The organism is Sphingomonas sp. GW822-FHT03G08, from assembly GCF_058801135.1.
In genome coordinates, this window is the sequence record NZ_JBXAMZ010000001.1 from 1,312,932 (window position 1) to 1,326,852 (window position 13,921).

12 protein-coding genes are annotated in these 13,921 nt (G+C 68.1%); 3 read left to right on the forward strand and 9 right to left on the reverse strand.

Features of this window, described 5'->3' with window-relative positions:
* Positions 1-27: 27 nt before the first annotated feature.
* Complete coding sequence (locus AC1RJ5_RS05890; protein WP_493112225.1) at positions 28-1,962, reverse strand: TonB-dependent siderophore receptor; 1,935 nt, start codon at positions 1,960-1,962, stop codon at positions 28-30.
* Positions 1,963-2,103: 141 nt separating this feature from the next.
* Between AC1RJ5_RS05890 and AC1RJ5_RS05895 the strand changes: the two genes are divergently transcribed.
* The 3 genes from AC1RJ5_RS05895 to AC1RJ5_RS05905 all read left to right on the forward strand — a co-directional run bounded on the left by AC1RJ5_RS05895 (position 2,104) and on the right by AC1RJ5_RS05905 (position 7,030).
* On the forward strand, positions 2,104-2,949 hold the full coding sequence (locus AC1RJ5_RS05895) for a LytTR family DNA-binding domain-containing protein (protein WP_493112227.1): 846 nt from the start codon (positions 2,104-2,106) through the stop codon (positions 2,947-2,949).
* Between the two features lie 96 nt (positions 2,950-3,045).
* A complete protein-coding gene (locus tag AC1RJ5_RS05900; protein ID WP_493112229.1) occupies positions 3,046-5,058 on the forward strand; it encodes a hybrid sensor histidine kinase/response regulator in 2,013 nt (670 codons plus the stop codon).
* Between the two features lie 88 nt (positions 5,059-5,146).
* The gene (locus AC1RJ5_RS05905) at positions 5,147-7,030 is read left to right on the forward strand and encodes a M1 family metallopeptidase (protein ID WP_493112231.1); all 1,884 of its coding nucleotides are present in this window, start codon (positions 5,147-5,149) and stop codon (positions 7,028-7,030) included.
* Positions 7,031-7,150: 120 nt separating this feature from the next.
* On the opposite strand, the gene AC1RJ5_RS05910 is transcribed toward AC1RJ5_RS05905, so the two are convergent.
* The 8 genes from AC1RJ5_RS05910 to radA all read right to left on the reverse strand — a co-directional run bounded on the left by AC1RJ5_RS05910 (position 7,151) and on the right by radA (position 13,805).
* The gene (locus AC1RJ5_RS05910; RefSeq protein WP_269574703.1) at positions 7,151-7,789 is read right to left on the reverse strand and encodes a class I SAM-dependent methyltransferase; all 639 of its coding nucleotides are present in this window, start codon (positions 7,787-7,789) and stop codon (positions 7,151-7,153) included.
* Complete coding sequence (locus AC1RJ5_RS05915; protein ID WP_269576588.1) at positions 7,771-8,109, reverse strand: DUF423 domain-containing protein; 339 nt, start codon at positions 8,107-8,109, stop codon at positions 7,771-7,773. Before AC1RJ5_RS05915 ends, AC1RJ5_RS05910 begins: the two co-directional genes overlap by 19 nt.
* A gap of 5 nt (positions 8,110-8,114) precedes the next feature.
* The gene (locus AC1RJ5_RS05920; protein WP_269574702.1) at positions 8,115-9,896 is read right to left on the reverse strand and encodes a cation:proton antiporter domain-containing protein; all 1,782 of its coding nucleotides are present in this window, start codon (positions 9,894-9,896) and stop codon (positions 8,115-8,117) included.
* Entirely contained in the window at positions 9,896-10,321 is a 426-nt protein-coding gene (locus tag AC1RJ5_RS05925) for an iron-sulfur cluster assembly scaffold protein (RefSeq protein ID WP_493112234.1), read from the reverse strand. The genes AC1RJ5_RS05920 and AC1RJ5_RS05925 overlap by 1 nt, the downstream gene beginning before the upstream one ends.
* Before the next feature lie 42 nt (positions 10,322-10,363).
* Positions 10,364-10,936 (reverse strand): CvpA family protein, encoded by a 573-nt coding sequence (locus AC1RJ5_RS05930; RefSeq protein WP_269574700.1) that lies wholly within the window; start codon positions 10,934-10,936, stop codon positions 10,364-10,366.
* Positions 10,937-11,149: 213 nt separating this feature from the next.
* Complete coding sequence (locus tag AC1RJ5_RS05935; RefSeq protein ID WP_269574699.1) at positions 11,150-11,713, reverse strand: lipocalin family protein; 564 nt, start codon at positions 11,711-11,713, stop codon at positions 11,150-11,152.
* A gap of 39 nt (positions 11,714-11,752) precedes the next feature.
* Positions 11,753-12,301, reverse strand: a complete 549-nt coding sequence (locus tag AC1RJ5_RS05940) for a hypothetical protein (protein ID WP_269574698.1) — start codon at positions 12,299-12,301, stop codon at positions 11,753-11,755.
* Positions 12,302-12,434: 133 nt separating this feature from the next.
* A complete protein-coding gene (gene radA, locus AC1RJ5_RS05945; RefSeq protein WP_493112237.1) occupies positions 12,435-13,805 on the reverse strand; it encodes a DNA repair protein RadA in 1,371 nt (456 codons plus the stop codon).
* Positions 13,806-13,921: the final 116 nt, after the last annotated feature.

Genomic DNA, 13,921 nt, shown 5'->3' on the forward strand with positions numbered 1-13,921 from the left:
TTCGCCGGGGAGCAGTAGGCCCCAGCGCTAAATCTCCCCCGTAAGCGTCAACGTCAGCGTCCGCGGGACGATCGGCGTGATCAGCCCCGAGTTGGTCGGGTTCCAGGCGAACTTGTCGGCGAGGTTGGTCACCCGCGCCCGCAGTGTCACCGGATGACCTCCCAGCTCGAACGCCTGGCGCAGGCCCAGGTTGAAGGTCGCATAGCCCGGCAGCTCCACCCGATTCTCACGATCGGCATAGCGCGCGCCGCGTACATTCAACCCGCCATCCACCGTCAGTCCCTCCATGCCCGGCACCCGCCAGGTCAGGTTGGCCAGCGCAGTCACCTCGGGTCGCCCGATCGGTCGGGTGCCGATCACGCCCCGATCGACCAGCTCACCTTCGATCTTCGCATCGAGATAGGTCGCCCCCAGTACGGCGCTCAGCCGCGCGGTGAGCGGGCCGGCCAGGGACAGCTCGACGCCGCGATGTCGCACCTTCCCGACAAAGTCGAACGCGCCCGCCGCATCGATGCCGGGGGTCGGCTTGGACAGGTCGAACAACCCAGCGATCAGCGTCGGGCCGCCCGTGAAGCCATATTTCACTCCCAGCTCGGCCTGGCGCGAGATGGCGGCGGGCAGCACCGCACCGCGATTGCTGGCATTGGCCGGCGCGACGCCCGCTTCCTCCAGCCCGCGCGCGTAGCTGGCGAAGCCGGTTAGCCGATCGCTGATCGCCACCGACAGCGATCCGCCATAGAGCCAGGGCCGCGTCACCTGTTCGGTAACCCGGCCGTCGACGGCGCGCACGCGCTTGGCATAGTCGACCCTTTGCGCATCGAGCCGCAATTCGGCGAACGACCCGATCGACAGCCGATAGCCAAGCCCGCCGGTCCATTGCCCGACATCGTCCCGCATCCGCGCCGCGCCGCGCGAAACCGCCGGTGCCGCAACCTCGGGAATATCGTTCACATCGGCATAGGTGCCGAGCGTGTAGGCCACACCGGGATCGCTCTCCACCATCGAATCCCGGCGGCGAGCCATGGCGATGATCCGGTGCGTGAGATTGCCCGTCCGGAACTGCTTGGCCGCGGTCACCTCGCCGGAAATCGACCGGCGATTCTCGGCGCCGAACACCAGCCCGCTCTGGGTAGCCTCGCGGTCATTGCCGGTGAAACGCAGCAGATTGAACACGCTGCGGGTGTAGGGAAGCGCGTTGCGAAACAGCGAGGCCCCGAAGGTCCAGCCCTCGCCGGTATCCACATCGGCAAAGGCACCGAGCAAGTCGGACTCGTTATAACCGCGCATCCAGCTTTGCGTGCGGTTGGTCCAGCGCTTCACCTGGTCCGGCGCACCGGCCGGATTGGCGAAGAAGGTATCGCCCTCGCGCGGGAACCAGTTGTGGCTCCACAGGCCGGTGATCTGCACGCCCGGCGCCGGCGACCAGCGCGGTACAAGCCCCGCTGCCGTGAAGTCCCCGGCGGTGCCGTCGGTATATTGCTGGCCTAGACTGAGCTGCAGGCCGCCCGCCACCGACAGCTCGCCTTCCGCCGTCCCCGCCGCTCCGCGCAGCATTGCCACCGGCCCCGAACCGCCCCACCACCCGGCCTCGAGCGAGGCCCGGGCGCCCGCGCCGCCCGCCGGCAGCGTATATTGCACCACGCCCGAAGGGGCGGCGAAATCGGTGCGCAGGCCATTGGCGCCGACCCGGATCGCGGTGCCGCCGTTCAACGGCTGGAGCATGCCGGCGACGCGGACATAATAATGGTCCTCGATCCGGTAGTTCCCCGCCGCCTGCAGGTCGAAGCCGCGCACCTCGCCTTCCGAATAGAGCCCGACTTCCTCGATCCCCACGCGCCTGCCGAACGCATCGTCGGCGGCGCGCACAACATCGCCGTTGGCCGGCGACTGCGGCGCCCGCGCGGTCTGGGCATGGGCGGTCGGTACGGCGAGTACCGACAGGCAGAACAACGAATGACGCATGACTTACCCTCTTCCCTGACACCCCCTGTCGGCGCCGATCTGCCGCCGATCGAAGGAGCGGGAGAGCGTGCTGGGACGAATGCATTGCCGGTGTGACGAACGGCAGTTCGCGCGCGCGCGTTCGCGGGTTATCCTGCGTGTATGGAGAGGGCGGCCGGCGAGTCGATCTGGGACATTCGGGTCCCGCTCAGTGTAGCGGCGGCGCTGGCGCTGTTCGCCTTCCTGCTGGGCTTCGGCATGGGCGGACTGGAAACGGGTGCCGATCGCTTCTCCACCGAGCATCCCGATGAGGCGCGGCTGGCGCGAATCCTTGTCTGGGGTGCGATGCTCAGCATCGCCTGGGCCTGCCGCAAGCCGGTGCAGGAGCTGCTCCAATCGCCCCGCCATTCACCGTTGCTGCTCGGCGCACTGGCCTTTGTCCCGGTCACCCTGGCCGAGCTTGCCGCCTCGCGCTTCGCCTTCGCCATCTCGCCCTATCAGCTGTGCGGCCCCGGCGGCCCGGCCCTGCCCGCGCCGCTGGTCACGTGCCTGCCGCGCTCGGCGATCCTCGGCTCGACCGCGCTGCTCACGCTGATGGCCTGGGGTCGCCACCTCGCCAATCGCCGCATGCTCGAGAATGAGGATGAGCAGCCGATCGAACCGATCCTGCTAGCGCCACCCAGCGCGGAGGACTGGCTCGACCTGCCCGAGGCGCCGTTCCTGCGCGTGCGTGCCTGCGATGTCGCCCAGATCCGTTCGGCCGGCAATTACAGCGAGATCATCGCGCATGGGCGCGTCCATCTCGTTCGCGCGCCGCTCTCCGAACTCGCCGAGCGCTTCGCGGCGCTCGGCTTTGTCCGCGTACATCGCCAGGTCGTCGTCAACCGTGGCCATGTCTCGCAAGTCTATCGCGAGGCCGGTGGCCGTCCGGCGGTGCAGCTGCGCTGCGGCGAGATCGTGCCGCTCGGCCGCAGCTACCGCACCGCGCTTTCCACGCTCTGCCACTGATCCCCAGCTTTCCCGGGACCTGATCGCCCTCTGCCGCGTTGAGTTGGCAAGCGGGCAGATTTCGCCTGCGCAACGAGACCAACCCTCGGGACGCGGATGGCCACGGCGATCTTCCAGACGAACAGTTTCGAAAAGCTCGGGGAGCTGGGCCGCCTGACTGCCGCCATCGGCACCGAATCGCCGCTCGGCCCGGTCTCCACCTGGTCGAACGCGCTTACTTCCGCCGTACGCATGATGCTGCCCGCCCGTGCCGAGATCGTCATGTTCTGGGGTCCGGATTTCTGCGCGCTGTACAATGATGCCTATGCCCCGACGATCGGCGACAAGCACCCCCATGCGCTGGGCCAGTCGGCGCGGATCTGGTGGGGTGAGCTGTGGGACGATCTCGGCCCCCTGCTCCAGGGCGTTCGCGATACCGGCGAGACTTTCTGGGCGAAGGACCGCCCCTTCTACATCGAGCGCGACCAGGGGCGCGGCGAGACCGTCTATTTCGACGTCAGCTATTCCCCGGTGTTCGACGATGACGGATCGGTCGGCGGCGTGCTCTGCATCGTCAGCGAGACGACCGGCCGGGTACTTTCCGAGCGCGAAGCGCTGGCCGATCGCGCACGGCTCTGGACGCTCGCCCGTGACCCGTTCCTGATCGCGGACAGCCAGGGTATCTGGCGCAACGCCAGCCCGGCCTGGACCGAGATACTGGGCTGGAGCGAGGCGGAACTGACCGGCCGCACCTCCGAATGGATCGAGCACCCCGACGATCTGGAGCGCACCCGCGCCGAGCTTGCCAAACTCCAGCAGGGCGAGCCGACCTGGCGCTTCGAGAACCGCCTGCGCGGCAAGGACGGCGAGTATCGCTGGTTCAGCTGGACGAGCGCGCCCGAAGGCAACCTGCTCTACTGCGTCGCGCGCGACATCACCGCCGAACGCGAAGCGGCAGAAGCGCTCGAGACCGCGGAGGCGGCGTTGCGCCAGGCCCAGAAGATGGAGACGGTCGGGCAGCTCACGGGCGGCGTGGCGCATGATTTCAACAACCTGCTCCAGGTCGTCACGGGCAATCTCGATATCCTGCAGCGCAACCTGTCGCCCGAGCAGCCCCGCCTCGCGCGCGCGGCCGACGCGGCGATGCAGGGCGCGCAGCGCGCGGCCATGCTGACCCAGCGCCTGCTCGCCTTCTCCCGCCGCCAGCCGCTCGCGCCCGAGCGCGTCGATCCCAACCGGCTGATCTCCGGCATGTCCGACATGCTCCATCGCAGTCTGGGCGAGACGATCGAGGTGGCGTTCGCGCCCGATGTCCGGGCCTGGCCGGTCGAGATCGACGCCAACCAGCTCGAGAACGCGCTGCTCAACCTGGCTATCAACGCGCGCGACGCGATGCCCGAGGGCGGCAAGCTCACCATCGAGACCGCCAACACCCATCTCGACGCCCATTATGCCGCCCGCGACAGCGAAGTGGCGCCCGGCCAATATGTCGTGATCTGCGTGTCCGACACCGGCACCGGCATGGATGCGGACACGCTCGCCCACGCCTTCGAGCCCTTCTTCACCACCAAGGAAGTCGGCCGCGGCACCGGGCTGGGCCTGTCGATGGTCTATGGCTTCATCCGCCAGTCCGGCGGCCATGTCCGCATCTATTCGGAGCCAGGCCACGGCACCACGGTGAAGATCTATCTGCCCCGCTATCACGGCCAGGCCCATGCGCCCGAAGCCCCCGCCGCAGAGATCGCGCCCCAGGGCAAGGTCCATGAGACAATCCTCGTGTGCGAGGACAATGACGATGTCCGCGCCTACACGGTCGAGGTGCTGCGCGAGCTGGGGTACCGGGTAATCGAAGCCGGTGACGGCCCCGCCACGCTTGCCGCGCTCGATGCGGAGCAGGGCCCGATCGACCTGCTCTTCACCGATGTCGTCCTGCCGCGCGGGATGACCGGCGCGATGCTGGCCGCCGAAGCGCAGGAAAAGCGCCCCGCGCTCAAGGTCCTCTTCACCACCGGCTATGCCCGCAACACGATCGTCCATCACGGCCGGCTCGATCCGGGCGTGCAGCTCCTCCCCAAGCCCTTCACCTATACCGACCTCGCCGCCAAGGTGCGGGAGATGCTCGATCAGTGACCTTGGCGAAGGTCGCCTTCGTCTATGGCCGGGCCGGCATCGTCTCCACTCAGTTGCCGTTCAGCCGCGATCCGCTTAGCACGCGGCCATGCGCATCCTTGCTCCCGTTGCCGCCGCGATGCTGATCGCCGCCCCCGCCGCCGCCCAGACCGGCAAGCCCGCCCCGATCCTGACCACGCCCGAGGCGAAGGACGTATGGACACACGCCCAGCCCGAAGTGGCGCGCGTCACCCATGTCGACCTCAACCTCGACGTCGACTTCGCCAGTAAGACATTGTCGGGCGTCGCGACGCTCAACGTGCTGGCGGCCAAGGGCGCGAAGGAGATCGTGCTCGACGTCGACGACCTGATGATCGAGAGCGTCACCTGCCCCAAGGGCAAGGTTCTGCCCTTCACCATCGGCCCGCGCGAAACCGAGACGGGCCTCGGCTCGGCGCTCACCGTACAGCTCGAGGGCAACAAGCAGATCCTGATCCGCTACAGGACCAAGCCCGGCGCCAGCGCGCTCGGCTGGCTCCCGCCCGAGCTGACCGCAGGCAAGAAGATGCCGTACCTGTTCAGCCAGGGCCAGCCGATCAACAATCGCAGCTGGATTCCCACCCAGGACAGCCCCGGCATCCGCCAGACCTGGTCCGCCACGCTCACCGTGCCCGACGGCTTCGTCGCGGTGATGAGCGGCGATCGGCTCGACGGCGCCACCGGCACGCTGGTCCCGCACCAGAAGCGCCAGTTCCGCTTCAAGATGGACCGGCCGGTGCCACCCTATCTGATCGCCTTCGCCGTGGGCGACCTCGCCTTCAAGGCGACGGGTCCGCGCTCCGGTGTCTGGGCCGAGCCGAGTCAGCTTGATGCCGCCGCGCACGAAGTCGCCGATGTCGAGAAGATGATCGATGCCGCCCAGGCACTCTACGGCCCCTATCGCTGGGGTCGCTACGACATGCTCGTGCTGCCGCCGAGCTTCCCGTACGGCGGCATGGAGAACCCCACCCTAACCTTCCTGACGCCGACGATCATCACCGGCGATCGCTCGAACACCGACGTCGTCGCGCATGAGCTGGCGCATAGCTGGTCGGGCAATCTCGTCACCAACGCGACCTGGTCGGACTCCTGGCTCAACGAGGGCTTCACGACCTATTTCGAGAACCGGATCATGGAGGCGGTCTACGGCAAGGAGCGCGCCGCCATGTACTCGGACCTCGACTGGGACGGGCTGGTGCGCGACATCAAGAACGCCGGCGGCCAGGATGCACCGACCACCCGCCTGCACGGCGAGCCCGGCGCGACCTTCGGCCAGCTCGATTATTTCAAGGGCTCGACCTTCCTGCGCACGATCGAGGCGGCGGTGGGCCGGGCGAAGTGGGACGCCTATCTGCGCTCCTATTTCGATCGTCACGCCTTCCAGCCACAGACCACCGCCGGCTTCCTGGCGGACCTGCGCGCCAACCTGATCAAGGGCGACAAGGCGCTTGAGGCGAAGCTCGAGCTCGATCGCTGGGCCTATCAGGCCGGCCTGCCCGACAATGCCGTGCACGTCACGTCGGCGACGCTGGCGGCGGTCGACGCCAAGCTCGCCGCGTTCAACGCTGGCGGCCCGGCGAGCGCGGTCCAGCCGACCGGCTGGGCGACCCAGCAATGGCTGCGCTTCCTCAACGGCCTGCCCCGTCAGCAGACGCCCGCGCGCCTCAAGGAACTGGACGAGACGCTCGGCCTGTCGGCATCGAACAACGCCTATGTCCGCTCGGCCTGGGCCGAACTGGCGATCGCCAACCGCTACGAACCGGCGCTGCCCAGCATCGAGGCATTCGTGAAGCGCGTCGGCCGCGGCCTGCTGATCTACCCGATCTACAAGGACCTGATGGCGCAGGGCGACTGGGGCAAGCCGATCGCGCTGCGCTTCTACGAGGGCGCGAAGGCCGGGTATCACCCGAACGCAGCCGCCGGCGTGGCGAAGATCGTGGGGGCCAACGACTGACGCCAGCGGCCTACCCAAACCAAACTGTCACCCTGAACTTGTTTCAGGGTCCAACGCGCCTCAAGCGGTATCGCCGGTGGAGAGTTGGATGCTGAAACAAGTTCAGCATGACGGTTTGGCTCAATCGAACGCAAAAACCTCGCTGGCCCGCATAACCCCGCTATCCGTCTCGGCGAACGCATACTCCGCCAGCACCCGCAACCGTTCCACCGGCAACGGTGCCCGCCGCGGATCGCCGACCAGCACCTCGACTCCCGCCGCCCGGCACCGCGCCAGGAACGGCATGACCCGAGCGGCGGGCGCGGGATCGTAGAACACATCCCCTGCCAGGATCAGGTCAACATCGGGCACCGGCCCATCGGTAAGGTCGCCCAGCGCCACCTCGACCACCACGCCGTTCGCAGCCGCATTCACCTGCGTCGCAGCTACCGCATAGCGATCCACATCCACCGCCCGCACCGAAGCCGCGCCAACCTTCGCCGCCGCGATCGCGACCAGCCCCGATCCGCAGCCCAGGTCCAGCACCCGCCGCCCGGCCACGGTCTCCGGCCGGTCCAGCACGAACCGCGCCAGCGCCAGCCCGCCGAGCCAGTAATAGGCCCAATAGGGCGATCCGAACGCGTCGTCCCGCGCAGCCAGCCGCCCCAGCCCGCTGGCCGGGACCGCCTTGTGCAGCATTATCTCGGGGATGCCGGGCACGGGCAGCAGCGGCAGCCGCTCCCGGATGAAATCGGCGACGCTCAGGCCGCCCGCTTCCACGCGCCTAGCGCCAGGCACAGCCAGCCGGCGATCAGCGCCACCCCGCCGATCGGCGTGATCGCGCCGAACCAGCGCGGCGCGCCGAATGCCATCGCATAGAGCGTCCCGGCGAACAGCGCCCCGCCGCCCACGAACAGCCAGGGCGAGATCCGCTCGCCCATCCGCAGCGCGACCAGCGCCGCGACGGCGTGGATCAGCTGGTAATGCGCACCGGTCTTGAGCCATTCCGCCGCCTGCCCGCTCGCGCCATGCGCGGCGAACGCGCCTGCCGCCACCGCAACAGCGCCCGAAAGCGCCGCCAGCACCGCCACGATCCGCATGTTCGTCACCCCGAGCTCTCCAGGTCCACTTCGATCGCCGCCGCCCGGCTGGCATGGGTGATCATCCCGTCGATCCCGGCACGCAGGTCGCCGGTCTCGCGCTGCACGTCGAGCCGGGCATTGTCGCGCTTGCGATACTCCGCCTCGGTCTTGTCGATCTCACGCTGGTCGACACCCACCGCCTGCATCGCCTGGCGCGCCATCATCACCGCGCTCTCCAGCACTTCGCGGACCACGCCGCCCACCGGCGCGCCCTTCATCTTGATGACGCTGCGCCGGTCATAGGCACGGACGAACACTGTCGCCTTGGGGAAGGCATAGTGCACGGCTTCCAGGAACTCGGTGTCGATCTTGTCGCCGTCGTTGCAGAACATCACCAGCTCGGCCTCGGCGGCGCCCGCCTGGCGCAGCATGTCGATACGCAGGCCGTCGCCATAATAGACCTTCATGCCGAAGTCGTTGGCGGTCTGGATCATCTCGACATCGGTATCGATGATGGTGACGGGGATGTCCTGCGACAGCAACATCTGCGCCACCGTCTGCCCGAACCGGCCATAGCCGACCACCACCGCGTTCGATCCCTCGTGCCGCGGCAGGTCGAGCCCCGCCGCGCTCGGCGCCGGCTCGGTGCGCAGCCGCTTGGTCGCCATCATCAGGAATGGCGTGGTCGCCATCGACAGGGTGACGATCGCGCCGAAGATGCTCGCCGCCTGCCCCTCGATCAGCATCGCCGACTGCGCCTGGGCGAACAGCACGAAGCCGAATTCGCCGCCCTGGCTGAGCAGCACGCCCAAGGCAAAGGCCTGGCGCCGCGGCATGCCGAACAGCATCCCCAGCCCCATGATGATCGCGGCCTTGGCGGCGATCAGTGCCAGCGCCATGCCGATCACGAAGAAGGGCCGCTCGGCGATCGCGTGCAGGTTGAGCGTCATGCCCACGGCAAGGAAGAACAGGCCGAGCAGGATCGATCGGAACGGCTCGACATCGGCCTCCAGCTCGTGCCGATAGGGCGAGTCCGCCAGCATCACGCCGGCGATGAACGCGCCCAGCGCCGGCGACAGTCCCAGCCGCTGCATGATCGCGGCCACCGCGATCACCGTGAACAGCCCGGCGAAGATGAACATCTCGCGCTCGCCGAGATTGCCGATCAGCCGGAACAGCGGACGCAGCAGATAGCGGCCGGCCAGGACGAGCCCGACGATCGCCGCCACCGTGAACAGGCCGAGCATCCAGCCCGGCGCGCCATGCTGGTCCGCCGGATTGCGCGAGAGCGCGGCGATGATCGTGATCAGCGGCACGATCGAAAGGTCCTGGAACAGCAGGATCGCAAAGGCGCGCTCGCCCAGCGGCGTGCGCAGTCGCCCCGCCGATTGCAGCAGCGGCAGCACCTGCGCGGTCGAGGACAGCGCCAGCGGCAGGCCGAGCGCCAATGCGGCGCCGATCGAGCTGCCGGTCGCGAACCACACCATGGCGGCTACAATCAATCCGCAGATCGTCACCTGAAGCAGGCCGAGCCCGAAAATATCGCGCCGCATCCGCCACAGCCGCCCCGGGCTCAGCTCCAGACCGACCAGGAACAGCAGGAACGCGATACCGAGCTCCGCGATGCCCAGCTTGCCCTCGGCATCGCCGACCAGCCCCAGCACCTGCGGGCCGACGATCGCGCCGGCAACGAGATAGCCCAAAGTCGCACCCAGCCCGAGCCGGCGGAACACCAGCACGAACAGCAGCGCAAAGCCGAGCAGCGGAACATATTCGCCCAGCAGCGAGGTCTCGGCGTGATCCATCAGCCCTGCGCCTTCCGCGTGGCTTCGGCTACCGCCTCGAAGGCGAGCCGGATCGCGGCATGGCGGCCGCGATGCTCGAGCGCGGGCGTGAACAGGTCGAGCCCGGGCCAGTCGGGCGGGGTCGCCCGTTCGCCGGCGAGCCAGGCGGTGAGGTCGTCACGGGCCGCATCCAGCTCGTCCAGCGATCGACCCACCGCATGCGCCTCCATCAGCGCCGCCGATGCCTGGCCGAGCGCGCAGGCACGCACCACCATGCCGAGCGCGGCCACCCGGCCCGCCTCGTCGAGGTTCACGTCAACGGTGATGCGGCTCCCGCAAACCGGGGATCGCTTCTCGGAAGAGGCCATCGCCCGTTCCAGCCGCGTCTCGAACGGCACGGAAGCCGCCAGGCGCAGGATTTCGGTGTTGTAGAGCGGCGCGTTCATTCCGCTCCCGACTTAGGGGACCGGGCCGCGATGCGCGACCCCCTATCGGGTAGAATTTGTCTCGGCGCGATTGGCGATGCTGCCATTGCCTTCGTCGTCGCCGAACACCGGCTCGCCCTTGCGGCGGCGGTCGACGAAATCGGCGATGCTCGCGCTGGTCGCGTTGAGCAGCGGATAGGTGGTCGACTTCGTGATCCATTGCGGTCGGTTGGCCGGGCCGCCGCTCACCGTGTCGAACAGCAGCACGATCAGCAGGAAACCGATGCTCACCAGGATAAGCCCCTTCAAGGCGCCGAAGCCGAGGCCGAGCGCGCGGTCGATCGGGCCAAGGAAGCTTTCCCGCGTCCGCGATCCGATCGCCCGGGCGAGCAGCCGCCCGCCGAAATAGGTCACGCCGGTCAGGAGCACGAAGGCGAGCACCGCGCCACCCTGGTCGGTCCCCACCACGCCCGCCAGCGCGGCGGCGAGCGGCGTGTGGAACAGCTTGAGCGCCAGCACGATCAGCAGCCAGGCGACCAGCGCCAGCACCTCGGTGACGAACCCGCGCAGGAAACCCAGCACGGCGGCACCGCCGATGGCGAGCAGCACGATGATGTCGAGCCCGGTCAAAGTCATTGGAACACGTCCCTCCCGGGCGCTCCTATGCCTCAAGCAGTGAGGGAGCGGAAGGCGCTAAGGTTGGCGCCAGCGATTGAACCACGACCGTCATCCCCGCGAAGGCGGGGATCCATTGGCGCTAGTGACAATGAGACTCACTACAGCCAGCCAGAATAGATCCCCGCCTTCGCGGGGATGACGATGAAGAAATGAGGCAACCTGCCGGTGCCCTCACCCCTGCCGCGTGATCCTGAGCGCCCAGCGGTCATAGCCCAGCGCCTCGACCCGCTTCATCACCGTCTGCGCCAGCGCCGCCGAGGGCACTGCGTCACGGCACAGCACCCACAAATACCGCCCGCTCGGTTCCCCGACGATCGACCAGGTGTAGTCGTCGTCATGATCGAGCACCCAGTAGTCGCCGGTGTAGAGCGGCCCGAAGAACGAGACCTTGAGCTTCGCCCCGGTCTCCTCGTCCGCGACGATCGCCTTGCCTTCCGAAACGCTGCGGTCGCCGTCCGGCCAGTTGTGCGTGCCGCTGTTGGTCACGCTGACCTTGCCGTCGTCGAGCAGCGCATATTCCGCCGTCACCGCGTCGAGCCCCTTCTCGAAGCGGTTCTCGTGCCGGGCGAGCTCGTACCATTTGCCGAGATAGCGTGTCAGATCGACCGGCTTTGCCGGCTCCGGCACCTTCTTGTTGATCACCGGCGGGCGCGTGGCGCGCGAATAGAGGAAGATGCCGCCGATCGCCGCAACCGCGACGCCCGAGGCAATGGAAATGGCAGTGCTTCGCTTCATCTCTTCACTCTGCTGCCTAAGGGACGGAAAGCAAAGCCCTCAATGCCAGGGCGTGCAGCTTCGTTCCGGGCTGGACAGCGGCAGGAACCGCACCCGGCGCTTGCCGTAATAGCTCAGGTCCATCGACACGCGCACCGGCGCACCTGGATGGGTATAGATATCCTGGTCGCCCCAGCGCCCATTGCCGGTCTCGCAATGCCGCCAGCCCTGCCGCTGCAACGCCTCGACCAGCTTGTACACGGCTTCCTGATGCCCGTTCTTCCACAGGGTGAGATAGGCGAAGCCGCCCTGCCCCTTGCTCCCGATCAGGTCGACCGCCGCTTCATAGGGGCCCTCGCCGAACAGCATCACCGGTTCGCGCCGGCAGCGCAGGCGGAACGCATCGATGCGCACGCAGCGGGTGAAGCCCGCCCTTCGCGCACCTTCCGCGTTTCCGCTCACCGGCAGCCCGGCAAAGGCGAGTGGGGGCGGCGGCGTCCGCGCGGGCTCCCGGCCGGCCACCAGGATGCCCGCCATCAGCGCCAATGCGCACAAGGTCGGCACCAGCATCCCCGGCCGCGTCCAATCGGCCGCCAATTCCCGCAGCATCGGTTGCTCCGACCGCCTCTCCTTCGATATGTTATTCCATGACAATGGAAGCAATTACAAGCCCATGGCGGTGAATGGAGATCATTGCCCTTCGCCGGGAAGCAACCAGGGCAACCATGTATCCCGCCTGCTCCTATCGCCCCAGCAGATGATCCACGAACTGCGCGAGCGACTTGAACCCCGCGAGCGACAGCCCGCCCTTGTCGTTCACCTGCGCCATCGGCGCCATCGCCCGCTCGAAGCCCAGCTTCGAAGCTTCCCGGCAGCGCAGCGCGCCATGCGCCACCGGACGCACTTCGCCCGATAGCGCGATCTCGCCGAACACCACGGCATCCGCCGGGATCGGCCGCTCGCTGAGCGCCGAGACCAGGGCCGCCGCCACCGCCAGGTCCGCCGCGGGATCCTGCACCCGGTAGCCGCCGGCAATGTTGAGATAGACTTCGCAGGTCGAGAAGCTCAGCCCGCAGCGCGCTTCCAGCACCGCAAGGATCATCGACAGCCGCGCCGAATCCCAGCCGACCACCGCGCGCCGCGGCGTCGCGCCGCTCGCCAGCCGCACGGTCAGCGCCTGCACTTCGATCAACACCGGCCGGGTGCCCTCCAGCGCCGGGAACACCACCGTGCCAGTCACGCTCTCGTCACGCTGCGTAAGGAACAGCGCGGAAGGATTGGTCACTTCCTCCAGCCCCTCGGACTGCATCGCGAACACGCCGATCTCGTCGGTGCCGCCGAAGCGGTTCTTGACGGCGCGGAGGATGCGATACTGGTGGCTGCGCTCGCCCTCGAACGCCAGCACGGTATCGACCATATGCTCGAGAACGCGCGGCCCGGCGATGCTGCCGTCCTTGGTGACATGGCCGACCAGCACCACCGCCGTTCCCCGCTCCTTGGCGAAGCGGATCAGCTCGCCGGACGAGGCACGCACCTGGCTCACCGTGCCCGGCGCACCTTCGATCAGGTCCGAATGCATGGTCTGGATGGAGTCGATGATGAGCAGCGCGGGCGGCTCGCCCTCGCCCATCGTCGTCAGGATGTCGCGCACCGATGTCGCCGCGGCGAGCATCACCGGCGCCTTGCCCAGCCCCAGTCGCCGCGCGCGCAGCCGCACCTGGTCCGCCGCTTCCTCGCCGGAGACGTAGGCGACCTTGAGGCCCCGCGAGGCGATGCTGGCTGCCGCCTGCAGAAGGAGCGTCGACTTGCCGATGCCGGGATCGCCGCCGATCAGCGTCGCCGAGCCCTCGACGAAGCCGCCACCCAGCGCGCGATCGAACTCGGCGATCCCGGTCGAGGTCCGCTCGGGCAGCGCGATATCGGTGTTGAGCCCGGTGAGCATGATCGCCCGCCCACCGGACTGAAGGTTATGCTTCGCCTGGAACGGCGTCACGTTCGCGCCGGAATCCTCGACGAGTTGGTTCCACTCTCCGCAATCGGCACACTGCCCCGCCCATTGCGAGGAGACCGAGCCGCAGGCCTGGCAGACATAACGCTTCTTGAGTTTCGCCATGGCGCATGCGTAGAACAATCAGGGAACAACTGTAAACCCCGCGCATCCGCGCCCGAGCCGGGACAATTCGCCACACCGCCGCAATCTTGCTCCCCGAGCGCGCGGATTGTATGCGC

Bases quoted from the DNA above. Each gene is read 5' to 3' on its own strand.
- radA (WP_493112237.1), bottom strand. From the start codon at position 13,805: ATGGCGAAACTCAAGAAGCGTTATGTCTGCCAGGCCTGCGGCTCGGTC.
- AC1RJ5_RS05920 (WP_269574702.1), bottom strand. From the start codon at position 9,896: ATGGATCACGCCGAGACCTCGCTGCTGGGCGAATATGTTCCGCTGCTC.
- AC1RJ5_RS05905 (WP_493112231.1), top strand. From the start codon at position 5,147: ATGCGCATCCTTGCTCCCGTTGCCGCCGCGATGCTGATCGCCGCCCCC.
- AC1RJ5_RS05915 (WP_269576588.1), bottom strand. From the start codon at position 8,109: ATGCGGATCGTGGCGGTGCTGGCGGCGCTTTCGGGCGCTGTTGCGGTG.
- AC1RJ5_RS05930 (WP_269574700.1), bottom strand. From the start codon at position 10,936: ATGACTTTGACCGGGCTCGACATCATCGTGCTGCTCGCCATCGGCGGT.
- AC1RJ5_RS05900 (WP_493112229.1), top strand. From the start codon at position 3,046: ATGGCCACGGCGATCTTCCAGACGAACAGTTTCGAAAAGCTCGGGGAG.
- AC1RJ5_RS05895 (WP_493112227.1), top strand. From the start codon at position 2,104: ATGGAGAGGGCGGCCGGCGAGTCGATCTGGGACATTCGGGTCCCGCTC.
- AC1RJ5_RS05940 (WP_269574698.1), bottom strand. From the start codon at position 12,301: ATGCTGCGGGAATTGGCGGCCGATTGGACGCGGCCGGGGATGCTGGTG.
- AC1RJ5_RS05935 (WP_269574699.1), bottom strand. From the start codon at position 11,713: ATGAAGCGAAGCACTGCCATTTCCATTGCCTCGGGCGTCGCGGTTGCG.
- AC1RJ5_RS05925 (WP_493112234.1), bottom strand. From the start codon at position 10,321: ATGAACGCGCCGCTCTACAACACCGAAATCCTGCGCCTGGCGGCTTCC.
- AC1RJ5_RS05890 (WP_493112225.1), bottom strand. From the start codon at position 1,962: ATGCGTCATTCGTTGTTCTGCCTGTCGGTACTCGCCGTACCGACCGCC.